This is a genomic window from Pseudomonas sp. NPDC077408, assembly GCF_050269105.1.
In the GTDB taxonomy this organism is placed as follows: domain Bacteria; phylum Pseudomonadota; class Gammaproteobacteria; order Pseudomonadales; family Pseudomonadaceae; genus Stutzerimonas.
This window is the reverse complement of sequence record NZ_JBNNHS010000011.1, coordinates 1-20019: the sequence shown is the minus strand read 5'-3', so window position 1 is coordinate 20019 and position 20019 is coordinate 1. Positions and strand designations below refer to the sequence as shown.

Annotated in this window: 17 protein-coding genes and 1 pseudogene; 4 read left to right on the top strand and 14 right to left on the bottom strand. The window is 55.5% G+C overall.

Translation table 11 applies throughout. The annotated features are described in order from the left end of the window. Positions 1–112: 112 nt before the first annotated feature. The 6 genes from ACQKEK_RS20325 to cadR form a co-directional block, all read right to left on the bottom strand. On the bottom strand, positions 113–1360 hold the full coding sequence (locus ACQKEK_RS20325; RefSeq protein ID WP_038663091.1) for a cytochrome P450: 1248 nt from the start codon (positions 1358–1360) through the stop codon (positions 113–115). 21 nt (positions 1361–1381) lie between these two features. Next, complete coding sequence (locus ACQKEK_RS20320; RefSeq protein WP_023083085.1) at positions 1382–2290, bottom strand: sterol desaturase family protein; 909 nt, start codon at positions 2288–2290, stop codon at positions 1382–1384. A gap of 68 nt (positions 2291–2358) precedes the next feature. Then, entirely contained in the window at positions 2359–3105 is a 747-nt protein-coding gene (locus tag ACQKEK_RS20315; protein WP_026006647.1) for a helix-turn-helix transcriptional regulator, read from the bottom strand. Then, the gene (gene lspA, locus ACQKEK_RS20310; RefSeq protein ID WP_017246252.1) at positions 3102–3611 is read right to left on the bottom strand and encodes a signal peptidase II; all 510 of its coding nucleotides are present in this window, start codon (positions 3609–3611) and stop codon (positions 3102–3104) included. The genes ACQKEK_RS20315 and lspA overlap by 4 nt, the downstream gene beginning before the upstream one ends. Then, complete coding sequence (locus ACQKEK_RS20305) at positions 3608–3955, bottom strand: DUF3703 domain-containing protein (RefSeq protein WP_017246253.1); 348 nt, start codon at positions 3953–3955, stop codon at positions 3608–3610. The genes lspA and ACQKEK_RS20305 overlap by 4 nt, the downstream gene beginning before the upstream one ends. A 107-nt stretch (positions 3956–4062) precedes the next feature. Continuing rightward, complete coding sequence (gene cadR / locus ACQKEK_RS20300) at positions 4063–4470, bottom strand: Cd(II)/Pb(II)-responsive transcriptional regulator (RefSeq protein ID WP_017246254.1); 408 nt, start codon at positions 4468–4470, stop codon at positions 4063–4065. 101 nt (positions 4471–4571) lie between these two features. Between cadR and ACQKEK_RS20295 the strand changes: the two genes are divergently transcribed. After that, positions 4572–5465, top strand: a complete 894-nt coding sequence (locus ACQKEK_RS20295) for a cation efflux transmembrane domain-containing protein (protein WP_026006648.1) — start codon at positions 4572–4574, stop codon at positions 5463–5465. A gap of 125 nt (positions 5466–5590) precedes the next feature. Here ACQKEK_RS20295 and ACQKEK_RS20290 read toward each other — a convergent pair. Next, a pseudogene (locus ACQKEK_RS20290) lies at positions 5591–6016 on the bottom strand (DNA cytosine methyltransferase); the annotation flags it as partial. A gap of 407 nt (positions 6017–6423) precedes the next feature. Beyond that, the gene (locus ACQKEK_RS20285) at positions 6424–7065 is read right to left on the bottom strand and encodes an SOS response-associated peptidase (protein WP_017246258.1); all 642 of its coding nucleotides are present in this window, start codon (positions 7063–7065) and stop codon (positions 6424–6426) included. 243 nt (positions 7066–7308) lie between these two features. Here ACQKEK_RS20285 and ACQKEK_RS20280 point away from each other — a divergent pair, with 243 nt between their 5' ends. Continuing rightward, positions 7309–8172: a DUF6685 family protein gene (locus ACQKEK_RS20280; RefSeq protein ID WP_020307701.1), complete on the top strand. Its 864-nt coding sequence runs from the start codon at positions 7309–7311 to the stop codon at positions 8170–8172. Between the two features lie 40 nt (positions 8173–8212). Here the strand turns inward: ACQKEK_RS20280 and ACQKEK_RS20275 are convergent, their stop codons facing one another. The 3 genes from ACQKEK_RS20275 to ACQKEK_RS20265 form a co-directional block, all read right to left on the bottom strand. Continuing rightward, a complete protein-coding gene (locus ACQKEK_RS20275; RefSeq protein ID WP_499143509.1) occupies positions 8213–9457 on the bottom strand; it encodes a helicase/relaxase domain-containing protein in 1245 nt (414 codons plus the stop codon). A gap of 263 nt (positions 9458–9720) precedes the next feature. Beyond that, positions 9721–10629: a DMT family transporter gene (locus ACQKEK_RS20270; RefSeq protein WP_019406364.1), complete on the bottom strand. Its 909-nt coding sequence runs from the start codon at positions 10627–10629 to the stop codon at positions 9721–9723. A 438-nt stretch (positions 10630–11067) separates the two neighbouring features. Continuing rightward, positions 11068–11781 (bottom strand): SOS response-associated peptidase family protein, encoded by a 714-nt coding sequence (locus tag ACQKEK_RS20265; protein ID WP_011914413.1) that lies wholly within the window; start codon positions 11779–11781, stop codon positions 11068–11070. 82 nt (positions 11782–11863) lie between these two features. On the opposite strand from ACQKEK_RS20265, the gene ACQKEK_RS20260 reads away from it, so the two are divergent. Together ACQKEK_RS20260 and umuC are read left to right on the top strand one after the other, a co-directional pair. Beyond that, positions 11864–12295: a LexA family protein gene (locus ACQKEK_RS20260; protein WP_011914412.1), complete on the top strand. Its 432-nt coding sequence runs from the start codon at positions 11864–11866 to the stop codon at positions 12293–12295. Next, the gene (gene umuC / locus ACQKEK_RS20255) at positions 12282–13562 is read left to right on the top strand and encodes a translesion error-prone DNA polymerase V subunit UmuC (RefSeq protein ID WP_017243954.1); all 1281 of its coding nucleotides are present in this window, start codon (positions 12282–12284) and stop codon (positions 13560–13562) included. Before ACQKEK_RS20260 ends, umuC begins: the two co-directional genes overlap by 14 nt. Before the next feature lie 125 nt (positions 13563–13687). On the opposite strand, the gene ACQKEK_RS20250 is transcribed toward umuC, so the two are convergent. From ACQKEK_RS20250 to ACQKEK_RS20240, 3 genes are all read right to left on the bottom strand, one after another. After that, positions 13688–14053, bottom strand: a complete 366-nt coding sequence (locus ACQKEK_RS20250; RefSeq protein WP_017243953.1) for a histone-like nucleoid-structuring protein, MvaT/MvaU family — start codon at positions 14051–14053, stop codon at positions 13688–13690. Positions 14054–15148: 1095 nt separating this feature from the next. After that, positions 15149–16408 carry a site-specific integrase gene (locus ACQKEK_RS20245; protein ID WP_011914403.1) on the bottom strand — a complete coding sequence of 420 codons (1260 nt, stop codon included), beginning with the start codon at positions 16406–16408 and terminating at the stop codon, positions 15149–15151. A 162-nt stretch (positions 16409–16570) separates the two neighbouring features. Next, positions 16571–19012: a site-specific integrase gene (locus ACQKEK_RS20240; RefSeq protein ID WP_026006482.1), complete on the bottom strand. Its 2442-nt coding sequence runs from the start codon at positions 19010–19012 to the stop codon at positions 16571–16573. Positions 19013–20019 lie beyond the last annotated feature (1007 nt).

Below are 20019 nucleotides of genomic sequence, written 5' to 3'. Positions count from 1 at the left end.
ACAGCTTATTCTGAGTATTCCCCGATTGCCGTGGTTGCGCTGGGCAGCTCAACGCCATGCCCCACCGTTCATATCTTGAGATGGGCGAGACTCGCTTCGTTAAACACCAAACTTACATTGTGATTCGCGCATTCCGCATGACGAAGTGGCTTCGGGGCAGTGCCGGCAATCGGTCCCAGGTGATTGATAGATCCTGTTCGGGAACCTCATATTGGAGCGAGCGAGCCAGGAAGCGAACAGCAACGCTCATCAATGCGACGGCGACGCCTTCACCTGGACAGCGATGGTTAACATGCGGGTCGCCTGGTCCTTGTGGGATGAAGCAGTATGGCGACGGAGAGTTGGATCGAAAGCGCTCAGGCTTGAAACGATCTGCCTCCTCCCAGAGCTGGGAATCGTGATTGGTTCCGTATAAGTCCAGCAGGACTAAGGTGCCCCTGCCAAAGGAAAATCCTTCCCATAGAAAATCTTCTTTCACGCGAGCGCTGATCGCTGGGAAGAAGGGGTAGAAACGCCGCACTTCCTGCACAAAGCAACCTATATCTCTTTCATCTCCCGACTGCAGGTTTCTCAGACAGAACGGGTGCTTGTGCAGCGCTAGCGCTGCAAAGGTTATGAATACAGAGACGGCTACCGTCGGCCGCAGCAGATTTAGTAGTTCCACTGATGCGGTATGTAGATCCAACGGCTGTCCGTGCTGGTCCTTGTAATGGGCGATGCGTTCGAGAGGCGATTGCTCGGGTGTAGGGGGAGCGGCGCGAGTGGACTCGACGAGCTCTGCCGCCCATTGCTCCAATCGGCGACGTGCCTTCCGTGCCTGCCAGTGCTGCAGACCGATCGCGCCGGCGTGCTCATAGAGAGCTGCAAGATCTTGAGTCCATTGTTGAACATCTCTTTCAGCGATTGGAGCACCGGCCCAGTCGCATACGGTGCGGCATAGAATTTCGCGAGCAATCTCGTAGAGGACGATTGACTCACCGGGACGCCAAGTTCGCGCATACTCCCTCCAACGAACCTCGCTCAACTCTGCTAGTTCCTGCACGTTCGCGGGTGTGAGCACTCCCATGAAGAGGGCCTTTCGGTGACGATGCGCATCACCGTCCAAACCTTGGACACCGTCTTGTCCGAATAAGGTTTTTTGCAGTCGCTTGGGCGCAGCGTTCTGGCGAACGAATCGGTCAGGGTCGCAAATCAAGCGAGCAGCTTCGGCACCTGTTAGGCACAGAGTTTTCTGTAATATCAAGCGAGTTTGAAACACAGGCGATTGATGAAACTTACTGCGCGTGGAGATAAATCGGTAGGGATCTCGCAAAAAGGCCCAAGTACTGTCCAATCCGGTGTCACGCGGTATGTTTGGCATTGCTGACCCCACCCGTTCTAGCTACGTGTTGCGGATTTCATCCTGCTCTGAAGAATTGTGACCGGCCGGGTAAGCAGATGTTGGATGAACAGGATCAATAAATTGCCCGAAATAATTTCTGGGGTAGTCCTTTTCATGCAATCCAACCTCAGCCTCGCCCAGCTTCCCGGCGCTGTCGTAGAAGGTTCCAAACATCTGATCCCACACAGTTGAAAACTCACCGAAGTTGACCTGAGCGTCTTCGAAGTCGCGCTTATGGTGCCAACGATGGACCTCAGCAACCCCTAGCACATGCCGCAGCCAACCCACGCTGTAGTCCAGGTTCGAATGCTGAAAGGCCAGATGGACGGTTAGGATCCCAAACCACGTTGCGACTACGGCAGACGGAGCTCCAGATATGAGCAAAACCACCAGCCCCGGCCCGGCCATCAACGCCGCATGCAGAGGATGTCGACGTTCTCCGTTCATCCAGTAGAGCCGCTCAGCGCTGTGATGGATCATGTGAAAGCGCCACAGCCAATGCACCCGGTGGCTGATGCGGTGCATTACATACAGGCTCAAGTCGAGCACGGCGGCGACTAGTAGCAATTGCAGCCACAATGGGCTCTCGATCGGAAAGAGCCGAACCGAAGCCGGTACCGCATCGCCTAACTTAGCCAGGAATTCTGCAGTAAATTGAATGACAGACAGGTTCACCAGCATGTGCAGCAGATCCGTCAGGGTGTCCTGATGATCTTCCAGCCAGGCTCGCCGAAAAGGCTGGATGCGCTCCAAGCCAGCAATGAGTAGCAGCCCCGCCGCGGCGACTATGGGTGTGGTGGGCCAATACGGTATACCTGCATACAGCGCCCAAATCATGAAGGAGGCACAGCCGCCAAACACAAGTGGATAGCTCAGCCACCTTATGGCGAATCGCAAGGGAATAGACATCGCTCAGCTCCTGAGTAGGGAGCCATGACTGTATGTGGGAAGGTCCGCTTTCGGCTTGAACGAAAGAGCTACGACCCCTGAAGATCGACTTCAGCCAGGGCGGAGAAAGGATCGATGCCCAGCAGTGCCCGGAATGTCCGGGAGAAATGTGCCGAGTCAGAAAAGCCCGCCTCATGGGCCGCTTCGGTGAGTAGACCCCCTTTGGCTAGGTGCTGTAGGGCTTGTGTGAGACGTAACCATTTCGCATAGCTGCGCAGCGGCAAGCCTGTCTGTTCCACGAACCAATGGGAAAACCGTGTAGGGGATAAATGCACCAACGCGGCCATTTCTTCGCGCCTCATTTGGCCTCTATGCAGCGCTTCAATCACCTTTGTCAAGCGAGGATCTGGAATCGGTGGATCGGGTAGCCGCAGTGCCTGGCGCACCCCCGTCCTAACCTGGAGAGCGGTATGTCCTGTCTCGCGCAGCATATCGATAATCGCTACTACGTCCGCCGGGGCGATCACGACTACCCTTGCTTCTTCGGTACCCCGCATAGTTGGGGCTTCATCGGATAGTGCATCCAGATAGATCGACAGCACTCGACCAGCACTGATCCGGTGTTTCAGGCCCGCGGCGATGAAGATGGCAGCCCCTGTTTGAATGCCCAACGGAGTTTCAACCGATACAGGTGAATCGAGGCCCACTGAAATCTGATGCGCCTGATGGTGGTGCCACTCCTGGTGGCCGGCACGGCCATGAAAGATGCCGATGCCGGGCCCTATCCAGGCCTGGCCTGCCCAGCGTACGGTATCCGTTGAGAGCGAGCCTTTCATTCGTTGACTCGGTCGGCTTCCGCATTTGGGCTTAGCAAACTGCTCAGGATCAACATGGCGGCGCCACCGACGATAGCAATATCCGCCAGGTTAAACGCAGGCCAATGCCAGGACTGCCAGTAAAAATCCAGGTAGTCGATTACATGGCCTCGAAATGCGCGATCAATCAGATTCCCAACTGCCCCGCCCAAGATAAGGCTATAGCCTAGGGCTTCGCTTTTGGCTCTGCGTTTACGCAATATCAGAGCCAGCACGATCGAAACGACCAAAGCTATGACAATGAAGAAGTAACGCTGCCAACCACCCGCGTCAGCCAGGAAGCTGAACGCTGCACCGGTATTCCAGAAGTGAACCAGGTTGAAGAACGGGGTGAGAGGAATCACGGTGCCGACCGGGAGCGAACCCGTAATTGCGCTTTTCAACGCTAGGTCGGCCGAGGCAATGGCTAGCGATAGCATCCACCAGAACCCAGGAGCAACAAGAGGTGATCTAGGAGACGACCTCATTGCATTTCTCCTTGAAGAAGTCGCTGCAGCTCCGGTGAAATAGGCATCGGCGCAAAAGCACTAACCCTGGCGCGCCCGCTGTTTCCGAGCGGCACCCAGATCTTCGAGAACAGCAGGGCCGCCATGATTCGCGGTACTTGGCTGAGCACCTTTCGAAAGTCGCGCAACTGCCAGTCGGCCCTCAGCATCAGCCAATGGCTCTGAGCATGAAGAATAGGCATTCGCTGGCTCAATATGTGGGCTCGCTCCAGCCAGGAGAAAGCCTCGGTTGGCGCCTCTGCATTAAGTGCTTTCCTAGCCTGGAAGAAGGCCTCATCAATGGCAATGCTGAGGGTGGTATTCATCTGGATCTCACTTACGCAGTAGATGCCCGAGTGAACACCCTATAGCTGCTATAGGGTCAAGCGCTATGGGCGATTCAAGACGACGCAAAAATGACTTTATGTCGGAATTACGAAAGAGGTTTGTCGCCCCCCAGCAGGCCCGAAAGTATCCCGCAGTCCAGACTTTGTCGTTCGTTATCGCAGCAACCTCGCAACGTCACCAGCTGGTTTTCGAGAGCATGTAAGGATGCGATCTGAGCCCTTACCTGTGCGATATGTCTATCAAGGAGCTCATTGACCGCAACGCAGGGTTGCTGCGGCTGTTCCTGATAGCTCTGCAAAACACCAATTTCTTCCAGTGACATGCCAAAAGAGCGGCATCGGCGAATGAACAGCAGTTTGTCCGCATGGTCTGCTTTATAGGTTCGATAGCCATTGTCCTCGCGTTCGGGCGGTGGAAGCAGTCCCTGACGTTCATAAAAACGAATCGTCTGAGTGTCCACTCCTGTCCGCTGTGCAAGTTGACCGATGCGCATGGTCTGTCCCTTGGTAAAAAAGCCAGTATATCCAGGCTTGACCCTATAGCCACTACATGGTTTTTAATCGGTAGAATCAAGTCCTATAGGAGAGGCGAGTCATGACTTCTTGTGATAAATCCTGTGGCTGTGGCCCTGAGCCGGTAAGCACTGAAGCGGCAGCCGCGCCTTCGAATGAAGGGACTTGGGTCAGCAGTTTTTCTGTGCCCAAGATGGATTGCCCGTCAGAAGAGCGAATGATTCGGCTCGCGCTCAATGGCTTTTCTGAACTCAATTCGCTGTCCTTTGATCTGAGCAGCAGACAGGTACGCGCTTTCCATGACGGTCCGGTTGACCAGATCGCAACCAAGCTGGAATCACTTGGTTTGGGGGCAACATTGCTCGGTACTCAACCGGCCAGCCAGGAAGCAGCTTCGGCCAATAGCGCCAGTGAAGAGCTGACTGCTTCCAAGGAGGCTGGCTCGCTCAAAATCCTGCTCGGTATCAATGCCACGATGTTTGTCATCGAGTTGGGCGTAGGCTTGATTGCTCAGTCGACGGGTCTGATCGCCGACTCGCTGGACATGTTTGCTGATGCTGCCGTCTATGGTCTGGCTCTCTTTGCGGTCGGTCGGGCTGCGCAGCTGCAGGTTCGCGCTGCGCACCTGGCGGGTTTTATCCAGATCGTGTTGGCTCTGGGGGTACTCGTGGAGGTGGTTAGGCGCTTCATCTATGGCAGCGAACCTGAGTCGATGCTGATGATGGGGATTGGCTTAGTTGCACTCGTCGCGAACGTCAGCTGTCTCTTATTGATCTACGGCCATCGTGAAGGCGGTGCACACATGAAAGCGAGTTGGATTTTTTCGGCCAACGATGTGATCGCGAATATTGGTGTTATCGCCGCTGGAGCTCTGGTTGCGTGGACAGGCTCTTCCTATCCAGATTTGGTGATTGGTACGGTAGTTGGCCTCATCGTACTCAACGGTGCGCGCCGAATCCTGGCATTGAAAGCCTGACCAACCGGATCGACAGCACCCCCATTTTCCAAACAGAGACGCGTAGCTTGTGAGTGACGTTGAGACGGCTGAGATAGAACAGCTGATGGCTGGATTGGACGGCAAAATTGCCGAAGGGCATGCCGCTCGTTAAGGGCCTGATACTTGGGCGTTTTGCTGGTGGCCTCGGACAGCAGCCCACTGGCGCCCTTGCATGGCGAACTGATGAATACGGCGTCGGGGCGCAGATTCTGCGCGGCGCGGCGTATGTCCTCGGCAGTCGCCTCGGTCCAGCCAGCAGGCGGTTGCTGGCCATGGAAACGGGTGTATTGCTCGCGGGTAAAGAGGTCTAACAGGGTGCCGGGAACGCCAGCTAGTCGCTCGAAGTCACGGAGCCCAGCTGGGTCTACGTCTACACCTCCAAGACACTCCCATTGGGCCTCTACATTCCCGACAACGGGGCGCGCTCTATTGAACCCTCGAGCCCCACCCCCAAGGCCGCAGCAGAAATGGAAATGGTACAGGGTGCGTTTCAGGTGAGCAGAGCTGGAATCGCGGGAGCTGTCGTACATGCTAGATCCTCTAACGGATATGTTTGCATGCGCGACATTGAACTACAGTTCAACTTATGGCAACACAATAATTGAACTGTGGTTCAATTACTTGACGGACGGTAACCCGCGGACTGCATCATCCCAAATCTGATCACGCTCGGGATCGTTACCCACTTTGCTGATCCAAGCTACTGAGTAGCTCCACCGCTCAGCGAGCAGCCTGCCTGTCCAACCTTTGCTCTTATAAGCAGCCTTGAACTCGGCAGGAGTCATGCGTGCCGGCCTATCGGCCTCGCCGTCAGACATAATTTTTCCAGTCATAGTGATCTCTATCTGGCCGCGGCGCTGCCAAGCTATCGGCAGCAGGCCAACATTGAACTGTGATTCAACAAGGGGCAAGAGGTTTTATTGTACTTGGCGTCAACTCAAAGCTGGGGATAGGCAACCAGCCTATCGGCTGGATACTGGGTCATGAACTCACTGCTGATTTCAGCGGGAGCTGTCAGCCAGTCCTGGTACAGCGCCTGAGGGAGCACCACCACCATGCGCTTCTCATGCCCCGGGCGATGGAAGTTGCGCATCAGCGCATGGTCATCGGCATTCACCGTCAGCATTGAGAACGACAGCTCCCTATCACCTGCAGCAGTTTTCCTCTCCTCCCATAGGCCCGCTATCCCTAGCAGCCGCCCATCGGCACGGGAAATTCGAGTAGGAATAGCCTTGCCTGTTCGCCAGTCGGGCTCATAGATCGCCACCGCAGGGATGATGCAGTGCTGTGCCTTCTTCCATGCCTCCCTGAATGACCGCTTGACCGAGGCCGTCTCAGAACGGGCGTTGTAGGTGGACCGTGCCAGCTTTTTGTCGGCCCAGAAGGGCAGGAGCCCAAACACTCCCACCTCAGCTTCAAATGGCAACACGGCGTCATCGTACGGGTCGACATTGCGAGGCTTGCGCAGGAACGGCCCGGCATAACCTGGCCACAATTCGAGCTTCTCCTGAGCGTCGAACTCGACACCAAACTCTTCTTGGAGACGCTCTGGGGTAGGGGCTTCGTAACGACTGCACATAACACACCTCTCATTCGTCACTGTGCTGCTCGGTGTTGCGGCCCGCAACGCCTTGGCGAGTGGGATCTCTGATTAGGACTATCTCTCGCGGCACCCCGCTTACTGAGTACATCCTTATACTGAACGCCTGCCTCCGACGATGGTGAATGCATGTCGATAGATCAGCCCCTCCCTTTCTGGCGCAGAGCAGGAACATTTCTATGGGACTCAGTGCGTGAGGACTGTGGGTATCCTGCAACGCTCATGAAGCTGATTAAGAGCCCAGTCAAACTTAATTCGCCCATCCAGGAAACAGCAAAAGGTATTGGCGCAGGAGCGGTTGTTAGGTGGCACGACTTCGGATCTCTTATTTATGAGCGCGGGATATATCGCGACAAGCTGAATGGATGGACCCACTGCCGCACCTATGGTCGGTATGGCTCGACTAGCATCGAATGCGCCCCACTATTGCGCGTTGGCAGCGAGATGCAGATCCAACGGTGGCGGTGCGATATCCAACAGGTAGATGGCTTCTCCGCGTCGAAATCCGAACTCAAGGAGTTCGCCACCATGGATGACATGGTGGTAAGGAACTCACCCGAGATGATCGACGAGATATCTCCGGCGAAGCTGGCGAAGAATCTGGCCTGGGATGAAATTCGGATCATCAGCCACGTCGATCACGATTATTTCGCCACTTGGGCTTGGGACGGACGCGTCTTTCTGATGAACTCCGGCGGTTCGCATCACTTCGCAGCTGCCAAGTACATCGCGGCGCGGCTTGAACAGCCGGTTGAGCTGACCGGAACCTATAAGATCTACGGGTTATGTGAGCAGGCTATAACAGAACTCAGGCGTGAATACGGCATGTTCGTGTTGTCGCATGAGCCTGATGCTTGGTTGGGGTTCAACGAAGCTATGGCTCGCTTCAAGGCAACGTATTATTGGAAGACATTGCCCCGCCCGCACAACCACCAGCGTTGCGCAATTTTTTTACCGCTAAAGGAGAAGCGCTCTGCCATGGTTGCGAGGATTCTCAAGGAAAACAATTTCCAGGACCTAGGCGCTTACTTGGCTGGCCTAGCTGCCCAGTCACAAGCGGTCATCAACAAAGTCAATCCGCCATAATTAGGGTAGTCCAGACCTCAGCGCAACTATCCAATGATAGCTAGTGATCATCCTGACTCTCACAAAGTTTGAGATTGGGATTATCCAGCATCTCAGTTGTGAATACGTCGCCGGGTTTTTTGAGCATATAACCCTTCAGTGTTTTCGTTTTACGAGGTCCAAAGACTTCGCACGTCCAGATGTTATGTCCGTTGCTCTTCTTAACGTGAAGCTTCAGCTTTTCGAACGACTTTTGGACCTGCAGCCATGGCTGTCCTTCGCCAGCCCTCGCTGAGAAGAGGGTCGGATGCTCTTGGGCATACCTTCTGAATATTTCAGGAGTCACCAGAAAAGCCGTGCCGTTGACGGTGTGAACCTTGGCTTTTGCATCATTGATAATGATCTTGTGGGTTCCTACACCCACTTTTAGCCAGTGCATGAAAAGGTGACCTAGCGTGTCGCCGATCGGGCCAGCGATGGTAGCGGTCGCGGCAGTGTCTGACTGAGCTTCGACCTCGGACGCCGCCGGCATCGCCGGGACGGGTACCGAATTGGTCGGCGCGTCACGCATATCCATCAGATCCAGAAGGTAGTCCGTATCATCTACCTCATCGGGTTGCGGTCCATGGTCACTTGCGGGTTCGTCCCCTTGAGGCTCTGCCGCAACGGCATCGCCGCCCCCGACAGTAAGGCTGGGCTTTTCCTCCTGCGCTTCGGAAGCTGCGGCAGGGGCTGCTTCTTCGTTGAGGACTTGCACCGAGCCGCCAAAAGGCTCCGGGCGGTCTTCGCCAGCTGCCCATATGAGTGAAGGTGAAACTCTCAAGAACGTGAATGCGTTCTTCCATCCCGTAGGGCTCAGGATTTCGGCATCCCAAATAGCTTTGCCAGCAGGATTCGCAACAATCAGGCCGTTATCCTGAAAGACATTGAAGAGAGTGGAGTTGCGGTCCGGAACACCCTCAATCCCTTGGCTGAGGAGGTGAGCACGCAGCCGATCCGAAACGGTCTTGCTGACCAGCCAGATCGCATCGGCCGTGATCCAGCCATCGGAAGCGTCTGGCTGATTCAACTTGAGCTCGTTCTTCACCAGGTAGCGCAGCCCATCGAGGAGCTGACGCTGAAGAGTGTTACGCGGTGCTGCCACAGCTCTGTCTGGATTGCCGCCAAGCTCATGGGCGACCGACGCCTGGTCAGACCTTACAACGATGTCCCCAAGAACCCCAGCGTGCTCAAACTGGCCAGCCAGTACGTACAGCAAAGCACCCCAGAGCTCTGGATTGGATGAGATCCATCCGATACCATTCAATCAATGTACCCATAGAACGCATACGCGGAATTCGTGTGTGCGTTGATTCGTGAGCGGCAGAGAGAGGGCATTCATTGGTGAAGCAGCGCTGCGGGGTTTAAGAGTGCTCAGCGAGCCTGCTCGAAGAGCCGGCGCCGTGCTGAAGCACGTGAACCGAAACGCCGCTCTGGCCCGGTAGCTGCCAGTCGTCACCGGCGGCAATCGGCCAAATGCTGCCTCCGGCAGCTACCGACCAAAGCCTCCACAGAATTCCATCCAAATACTCATTGGCGCCTAGCCCACGGGGCAAACAGGGCGCGCAGCAGGCGGGATAAGAACTTGGGTACATCAATCTCGGCGATCAGCAGAGCTGAAAAGATGAGAGCTGCACCGGCCAGGGTTCTTCCATCCAAGGTTTCGCCAAGGAGCATCGCTCCCGCGAATGCTGCGAAGATGGGCTCGAACAGGTAGGTCAGGGCTACTTTTTCTTCTTCGAGATACTTCTGCGCAGCACTCTGAACCGCGTACATGAAGGCTGTGGCGAGCAACGCGCAGAACAGAACTCCTTCCCAGAAGGAGGAATCCATTGGGGCCCATTCGGCCCTAGCGTCGAAAAGTGCAGCAAAAAGGTATCCAGTAGCGCAGGTAGCCAGCGCAATGATGACCGTAAGCATCGAGTCGTACTTATGCGAGAAGAAGCCAACCGTGAGCACATATGCGGCAAAAAAGACTGCACAGCACATGATCCAGATGTCACCTGGATTCAGAGTAAGCCCGGCCCTCGTAACGATCAGATAGAGCCCTGTCAGCGCGACGGCGCAGCAGAGCCAGATTCGAGGCTCGACGCGCTTCCGAAAGAGAGCCCACTTGAAGACCGGGATGAGCAATACATCCAGGCCAGTGATGAAGGCGGTGTTGGTGATGCTGGTGTGCTGAAGCCCGACAGTCTGGAAAATGTTACCCAAACACAAGGGTAGACCTATGGCCACGCCGGCCAGGAGCGTTTCTTTGTTGATCAGTTTCAGCCGTCTGAAAAAGATCACGCAAAGCACTAGCGTAGCGAGTGCGAACTTGTACCCCAGGAATACGAAGGGTGACCCGTCCGCAACACCCACTTTGGTGAAGGCAAACGAAATCCCCCAGAACGCGGTTCCGAGGATTAACAGGCATAGATATGTCTGACGAACAGGCATGCGAAAACCATCCATTCAAATTGGAGTGGTTAGAGCATGCGGAGAGGCCGCAAGAAAGCCCGAGTTTGCCTTCAATCTCTTCTCTAACGTTAAGGCAAGTCGGTAAAGCGCTTTCATCTGCCGCTATTAATCAATCTGGGGCAGCAGGCTGTCAACAGGTGCTACAAACCAGTCTGCAGCAAGCTGCCATCGACAGATGGCTACAACATGGCACCCGATGCACTGTCGCCAGCTTCCGCTTCTGGCCGTAAGCGGAAGCGGTGCTATCTGCCCCTAAGAGGTGTGTTCAAGCTCGTCGTTTGAGCTTTAGCGAATTTCCCTGGCTCACTTTTCTAAACTGACGACTCACCGTCGCGCGAGCCCATACAGTGGCGGGCCTGAAAGCAAAGCTCGCACTTGATTTAGGTTGTCACCAACGGTCATTGAAGCGAAATGCCTTTATACCAGCGGCTGGGCGATCCTATTGATAAGTTCCGGCCCATCATTCCGCACGTTCCCGACGTCCTTACCCACCGGATGCCACTCGAATTCCTCGACGCATAAACCATGCGCCAGTGCTAGCTCCTCAGCCTTGAGCGGCAAAAGCTCCTGCTGCATCCAGAGCGCAGCGTACTCTGGCGATAGAACCAGAGGACGCCGATCGTGAATATCGAGCATGCCGGCAGCGCTAGATGACGTAATGACAACAAAGCCGTCGCCGTCTCGGGGTTCCAGCGAGGCGCCTCGCTGAAACCGCCCGAGCGCAGCGAAAAACATCGGCTCGCCGCTACGGAGCGTGATGTAGTAGGGCTGCTTGATCTTCGGGTTGGCCGCGTCCTTCTTCCACTCGTACCAACCATCAGCGGGCACTATTGCGCGGCCGGTTTGCCAGATATCGCGAAAGAACTTGCTAGTCGCGGCCGTTTCCACCCTGGCATTTATCGCTGGTGGTCGCTTCCCCTGTGCCCACAATGGGGCGTAACCCCACTTGACCGGCTCCATGCGCAGGCCATCATCGTCCTGGTGCAGGAGCTGAACCAGTGATTGCGGACACACGTTGTAGCGTCCGATTGGCTCAGGATTCACGCTGCCACGCAATGGCAAGGGCAGCTGCATCGCGATCTTGTCCAGGTACTCATAGGCGATTCGGTACTGAGCGAAACGTCCACACATGGGTGCCCCCGCACATCTGGTTCAATTGACCGGACTCTAGCTTCAGAATACTGTATATGCATACAGTTATGAGGTCTGTGCCATGCCCGTCCATATGTTGGGACCTGCTGCTCCCGCCACAATTGCACTGCCGTTTTTCAGTTTCTGCGTGCCCGCCGGATTCCCGAGCCCAGCGCAGGACCACATGGAGGGGAGCATCTCGCTCGACGAGCTGATGAACATCCGAGCTCCGCATACCTACCTGGCGCGCGCAGACGGGGAGAGCATGATCCAGGTCGGCATTTTCGACCGAGACATTCTGATCATCGACCGGGGACGGGAGGCAGAAAAAGGGGAGGTGATCATCGCAGCGCTGAATAACGAGCCTCTGGTCAAGATTTTCGACCGAGCCGGCAGCCAGGTCATTCTGCGCTCGGCTAATCCGAAGTTCCCGCCGCGGTACCTCCTCGAAAGCGAAGAACTCTACGTATGGGGCGTGGTGTCATACAGCATCCGAATCCATGGCAAGTACTGAGCGGGCCATCGCCCTCATTGATTGCAACTCGTTCTACGCCAGCTGCGAGCGTGTCTTTCGACCAGACTTGCGCCGTACGCCTATCGTCGTGCTTTCGAACAATGACGGCTGCGTGATCGCGCGCTCGGCCGAGGCAAAGCAGCTCGGTATCAAAATGGGCGTGCCGTATTTTCAGATCCGGCGCGACCTGGAGCGTTGGGGCGTTGTGGTGTTTTCCAGCAATTACGCGCTGTACGGCGACATGAGCGAGCGCGTCATGACGGTCATCGAGAGCCTGGTGCCTGCGGTTGAGGTGTACTCAATCGACGAGTCGTTTGCCGACCTTACCGGTGTGCCAGACGTCGAAGTGCTCGGCAGGCGGATCCGCGCTGAGGTACTGCGCAGCACAGGTATCCCGGTCGGGGTGGGCATTGGGGGGACCAAGACGCTCGCCAAGTTGGCGAACCATTCAGCGAAGCGCTGGCAGAAGCAGACGGGTGGGGTAGTGGACCTTCTCGACCCGGTGCGGCGCGACAAGGTGCTGCGCGTGACTGACGTCGGCGATGTATGGGGTGTCGGTCGCCGGATGACCGAGCACCTGAACAGGTTGGGCATACGTACTGCTTGGGATCTAGCTAGCGCGGATGCCTGGACCCTGCGCAAAAAATTCAGCGTGGTCATCGAGAAAACCGCACGCGAACTGCGCGGGACGCCGTGCCTCGATCTGGAGGAGGTCGCGTCACCCAAACAGGAGATCTGCTGCTCGCGGATGTTCGGCAAGCGCCTGCGCGAGCTTGAGCCAATCAAGGACGCAGTGGCGGCATATGCCGCTCGGGCCAGCGAGAAGCTGAGGGCACAGCAGTCCATGTGCAAGCGCGTCCGAATCAGCATCCGTACCGGCATGTTTAATCCCGACGAGCCCAAGTTCGCGAAAGGCGTCGTGTGTGAGCTGCCGTATCCCACCAACGACACCCGCTACATCATCCGGGCGGCGATCGCTGGGTTGGAACACATCTATCGCGATGGCTTTTCGTTCAGCAAGGCAGAGGTCCTGCTGATGGACCTCTGCCAGCGCGGCGAGTACACCGACGATCTATTCGCCCAAACCCAGCCCGCCGCGTCGGAGCGCGTTATGGGCGTGCTCGATGCAATCAACGCCAAGTGGGGCCGCAATACCCTCCGGCCCGGCCGCGTAACCACCGCGCCGGACTGGGGCATGCGACGGGAGATGATGAGCCAAAGTTTCACGACCAGGCTGGATCAGTTGTGGGTGGTGCGGTGCAACTAGGCGAGTGCATGCGAGGACCGATGAATTCCAGGTACTGGTTGTAGTGCGATCGCTTGCATCCGTTGACCGCTGAAAGCGTAAAGAAAAAGCCAGGCAGTGCCTGGCTCTTGTGTTGGTCGGATAGCTTACTGAAGCCAACCCTCTACCTTTTCGGCGCCGTGCTTTTCTTTCCAAGCTTTCAAAATCTTATGATTGCCACCCTTCGTCTCTACCACCTCTCCAGTTTCTGGGTTTTTGTAAACCTTAACTTGGCGCTGCCGACGAGGCGCTTGAGACGTCGGGGTGGCGCTGATGCTGGTGCGGCTGGGCTGCGGATCCAATATTGAAATAATTTCGCGCAGGCCTACGTCATATTGCCCCATCAAATTGCGGAGTTTTTCCTCGAACTCGATTTCGCGCTTGAGTTTGTCGTCATTCTTAAGAGCATCAAGCTGCTTGAGCTGGGCTGCGAGCTGGGCTTCTAGAGCTTTGAATTCGGCGAGTTTGGACATGGGTAACCTTCGGAGAACGAAACTGCTTTGTGTGTCTCAGTCTACCGCTTGGGCACGGAGGGAGAAAACTAAGGACCGACCGATTTCGTGAGTAATTCAGTCATCGAGAAGGCTGGTACAGGGATGGCGCTGCGGAGTGTTTGTCAGCCAGAGAGGTGCGTACTTCCTGACATATGAAGTGGTGGGTTAGCAAAATGGGAGGTGACCAAGCGGCGGCCGTTGCATAGAAACGTCGCGCATCCCGTAGAGGAAGCGGACGTGAGCAGGCTTCTTCTGCTTTAGCAGAGGTAGCCATGCATAGCATCGAAATTGGAGCTAGCCATTTACCTGCGGCAAATGAAGAAAGCTGCCTTTTTTGACAACAATGGCAGCCGCTTCGCGAAGGCAGTTGATCATTTTGGTCTTATTGCTCGGTCTCGCTCCACATTCGTTTCGCTTACCTGCAAACGCCCAAAATGCTCAACTGCCCCATACTTGAAGGTTTCAAGTATGGGGCGCGGGGGCATACTTGAAGGAACGCTTCGCTGCTTCAAGTATGCCCCCGCAATTTTGTTGTCAAATCATAGCCGCCAGGCGTTGCCTGGCCGAAATGGCGATTGTGCACAGACGTGAGCTGCGCCATTCGCGGGCGCTGCCGCCCCGGCCTCAATCATAAGCCCGATCACTGCGGCACACTTGTCTTACGACCGCCATGTCACATGACTCGAGTGCTGCAGTCTCGCCGTGTCACTCGTAGGGCTTGCGGCAGTTAGTGAGTGTCGATGCGCCGGGTGACCGTGCCGTGTGTCTGTCACAGTGGCGTTATGAAGCGGTGTCCGGTCTGATGCCAAAGCGCCCACGCTTCAACTGAAATTTGTGTGGCAGCAGCCGACTGTCACGGAATTCTCGTCGCAGCGGATGCAAGTTCTTCGATGGTGGACTGTGCTCAGCGATAGGGCGTGCCAACCGTCGCCGCAAGCGATGCCCGGAGTTGCGTGAAAATTCGGTTTCTTTCCTGTTGTGTTCAGAACGAAAAAGGCCGCAGATTGGCTGCGGCCTTTTATTCATCCTGTCTCATAATCATCTCCAGGCGATGATTGTTTTGAACGCTACGCGCTAGCAAGGCTTTTGCTTAGTTCTCCTTCCTCGCTTTCCGCGTCCGGCTTGGTTTGCGAGCAGCTTTTTAAAATGCTCCCAGCGGATCTGCTCGGTCTGTGCGTTGTATGTCAGTCCCCGTTCCATCTGCTCCAGTAATCTCAGACTCAGTGGCTGCTCCAGGTAATGGTCTGCTGTGACTTCTGGTGCACCACCCTCATGGCCGAGCAGATAGGCGATCGTGGATGGAGATATGCCTGACCGTTCCAGCCGAACGGCAAACGAGCGACGGAGACTTTTAAAATTGAGCCCGCCATTAACCGCCGGCGGACAGTGCTGACCGATGTATCCTGTACCCGTGCACGGCCCGCAGAAAAACCGACTTGGGTCGCGGGAGTATAGGTGCTTTGGATCGAAGCTCAGCTCGTTGAAAAGCAGAGCGTCATTGCCATCGGCCTGGCGCCGTTCTTCTACGAAATTTAGAAAGCCCATCTCCACTAGCTTCGAGCAGATTGGAATCTGCCGAGCCGACGGCCCCGTCTTCAACGACTTGTTGTAGCCATTATCGTTGATATCGATAAGGTCTACGCCGTGGACATCCTGGATCACATCATGCACACGTAGCTGGCAGAGCTCGTTAAGCCGCGCGCCGGTATAGAGCCCAAGCGGGAGCAACCAAAACCGATAGGGCTTGGCGTCCTGGTTGATTTTCGGCAGGTCGCCTGCGAGATACTTTCTGTAGGGCCAGCCTGAGAACATCTGATTCAGATTGCTATCCAGAAATGGCTTGGTGATTTCGGCGTGTTTTGTATTGCAGGTCGCGACTTTGATCGCCTCGGTAATCAGCTTGCTCTCAAGTGCTTCGTCCAGCATTCGATTGAACAACTGATAGTAGGTCGTGAGGTTTGCGCCTTTGCTACCCGACGCAGCGTTCTGCTTGAGTAACGACGGTAGCTGATCCTTCAGACGCTGTACGTCGGCCCGATCAAGCTCAGCAACTCGGCGGGTAGGATTATCTTGCGTCAGAGCGATTTTTAGTTTCTCCATCCGCGCTCGAAGCATGTGCTCGGATTTCCCTGCGTAATTGTTTTCTCGCAGAAAGCGGGACAGCGTTATGTCCATGAACTCGGTAAGCAAAGGAGAAGACTGAAAGCGGTTTATCGCATCCGTAATCGCTGAAATGTTTGCCAACGCGATTCGCAAGTGTTCTTCATGGCCGGGTTCGACGATAAGACTCAGGCCTTTGTAAAAAGGAATGGAGAGGGGGGCAGTTACATTCATATATACCTCACAGTGGGTGAGGCTTGAGATTATTACTGGATGGATAAACAGTCAAGATAATCTATTAGGATTTACCATGCGATAGTTTTTATTGACAACTTGTCAATAATCGCAAGATGAGCAAAAGGTAAGAGCGAGCCCCTACCTTTTATTAGCTGAATATTATGCGTACGTTTTCCAGTGTCGCTTAGCAACCCGCACGCTGGGGAAGGGGGTGCCAACCGGGCGACCGACATTGAAAACGCCCTGGCGTTCTCGTAACTCTTGATAGTGCCGGTAATGGATGTGTCCCAGCCCTAGCCCGAAATCGAGCTTGTCGAGCTCGTCTTTGAGCACGTCAGACGGATAGCAGTCGCCGTACCCACCGGTGGTACTTTTATCCGAGTGGCCTACAAGCGCTTTGGCTTTCGCCAGGTCAAGGTTCTGTCTGCGAAATTGATTGATAAAGGTGTGGCGCAGACCGTGGTACGTCAGGCCGTCATCTCCCAGGCCGCAAAGCCCAAGGTAACCCCGGCTAATCTGGCTTGAGCCGAGAAACCAACGGCTCGCAACATGCCCGGGAGAAAGGTCGCCGTATACCCGAATATTGTCGAAAAGCGGAGCCTTGCCGTCTCGCTCGACAGCTTCCAGGCGTGCTTGATGAAACTCCAGGAAGCCCGACTCGATAAGCTGCCGGTGAATCGGCACCAACCTTTCCGAATCGGACGTCTTCAGCTGTTTCGACCCGCTTCGATTGATGCTGATGAGCCAGACGCCGAGTTCTTGCCGAATGTCTTCGAGCCGTAGCTGGCACAGCTCACTTAGCCTTGCGCCTGTAAAAAGGCCAAGCAGCGGCAGCCAAAACTTGTAGTCATCCAAGCGCCAGCGCGGCGGCGTGGTCAGTGTGTAGGCCGGACCGTGAAGAAGTTTCTCGATCTGGCTTGGGCTATACGTGCGCTTCCTCGGCGCCTCGGCTCCTTTGGTGCTGAATGCCAATCCGGCCGCGATATTTTCGGTGATGTAACCCTGATCATGAGCGTAGGTGACAAGGGCCCTTGCCAGCTCAAAAAACTTTTTCGCAGTGCGAGGGTTGATTGGCTCGAACTTACCGTCGCTAATGATCTTACTTAGCGGCTGGTTACGCGTGGCACGGAGGCGATGCCGGTTCTTCGGATAGCTACGCAGATGATCGCGTAGCGTGTTGAATTCAGCGCGAGTCAGCGTCTCGACTTGCCGGTGCCCGCCAAGCAGCTCGCACAGGCCTTCCAGGCGGGCCTTTGCGGTAATGCGAGTCCGCGGGTTAGCCCAGGCGCCTTCACGAATTTGCCGTTCTTCGTATTCCTTTACCAAAGCTGCGAGGCTCAACCCTGCGTTTGAACCACGCGCCGGCGAGACAATACGATCGTTGACGGAGGGTTGCGTAAAGAGGGTTTCAAGCTTGGCTTTCTGCGCGTCGGGCAGAACGCTCCCGAGCGCATTCAGCAACGCGAGCGTGCCTGGATCCTGTGGCGGTGCCACAGCATCTGTCGGCGAGTTCAGCTCCGGAATCGTCTGCATAGGCTCGGCGGTTGCAGCAGAACCCAACATCCGCCGAACCAGGTCACCGATTTCCTGCATGGCTTGGGCGTAAGGATCTTGGTGATCGTCTTCCTGAAAGTAACGCAACAGCACCTTATCAACCTTCTGCAGCGTATACGTCAGCATGAGGACCGCAATGATGATGGAGCTAGTGAGCAGCTCAACCCGAAAGCTTTTCTTTTCTCTCAGATGCGCTTTCATGCACAGCGGATCGAGTTCGATAAGCATCACATAAAGCCCCGATCCCTCCTGCACCAAGAGCGCTCGATCAATGATGCGGAGCTTCAGATGCATCGCGTTGGCTTGCTGAAGATGAAAATGCAAAGCTTGCCGAGATTGCGGTAGTGCTGGGGGGATGTGCATGAGATTCCGACCCTGGTCTGGGCGGGCATGGCACAGGTATTCATAAAGCGTCATCGCTGCAAACGCAGGAGATTCTTTCGAGTAGCGACCTGGAGAGGGTGGGACAGTCTCAAGCACATCAAGGGCGGCGTAAATGTACCGGGCAGCGTCGCTGGCGACGTTGTGATTGCAGGTTCCGAGCGGCCAGTCGAAGCGTACGAACCCAACGCCAAGCGCTTTTACCAGTGCGGGCGTTGGTGTCAGTGCGAAGAAAATTTCGCCCCCTGGCTCGTGGCTATAGAGCACTACACGCTCGGCACTCTCTTTCATCATGCGAGCGTCGGCGACCGAAAGGTCTTGGTTCGCGAGCTTCATTGGCGACGGGCGGACTTTCCAAACTCGGTCGGCGAATTTAAGTGCTTCCGCTACCGCAAGGTGAAACCTTTGGAGGTCAACCAGCAGGCGGTCAGAAAAGAGCTCGACGTAGTGCTCGGTTGCCTTGGCAAGGAACTGCTCGAAAGAAGCATTCAGGTACTTAGCGAGATCGCGGGCTAGGGCTTCGTCGTGACTTAGCGCCCACCGGATTTGCGCGGGCAGCTTGGGGTTGGCTGCGAAATGCTTTGGGAAAGTCAGGTAGTACTGGAAGCCGGTTTTGGCTTGATAGACGAGGTGCGGAACACCTGTTTTGCTTTGGCGCTGGGACATGATGGCATACCTTTTGGATTCACAGACGGACTGTGAGTAATCCAATGCCATCAAATCTGGTCTGAAACCCGCGTTCTAGACGGGTTTCAGTGTTGAAATGGTGGAGCCGGGGGGATCCAAAATATATGCATAACCTATTGTTCTTAAATACTTTTTTGAAAGATCTATTGTTAGATGCCCCCATAAGTGCCCCGTGCACGTATTTCCGATGAGCGGCCTTTAGAAGGAGTTGAACTGGCGTCCTGAACTCTCGTTTCGCGACAGGGCGATGCCGGTCGACCACCGAGGAGGATTCAGTAGAATCAGTCGCCTACAGCATAACCCCGGTTACCTGGGCGGGAGGGTTCGATGCCCAGCTTAGCAGCAGGTGTTGGCTAGATGTCAGGTCCGGTAGTTGGGGTTTTTCCGCGGTAGCGCACCATGGGCTCATCTAGGACGATTTGAGCTGAGGTGCGGTATGAGACACTCGATGGTTACCTGTCACAACTGTGGCAAAGCGATGGTTCCGAGGGCGTCATATAGCCGTGGTTTCTGGGGTTATTCGCCTTCGTCCAATCATTGCCCCTTTTGCCTGAGTGAGAACTGGCACGGCGGAAATCCAGGGCTAGGGGCTCGGCTGTTCGCTTTGGTTGGCCTGGGTCTTGGTGTTCTGGCCTGCGCGTTGGTGGGAGCTCTTCTATTTAAAGTGCAGTGGTGGCTTGGTGTCGAGGGACAGTGGCCTCTATTGACGCTGGGCACATGTGCTGTGTCAGTTAGCGCGGGATACCATTTTTACAACTGGTTTGTTGATTGCTGACCGGTGACCATGCTGTGGAAGGCAGCAATCGGCCGATTCTGTTGAAAAAGTAGGTTTAGCGGCAGCAAGGCGGTCGGATGTACCTGCTGTCGAAATGGCTGCAAGCCACTTCAAGTTGCCTTCCGGCGTTTCACTGAGCGTCCTTGCTCCGGTTTAAGGGTTAATTTGAGGGTTTCTGCTCGTAGCAGGCGTACCTATCCCGTCAGCGGTG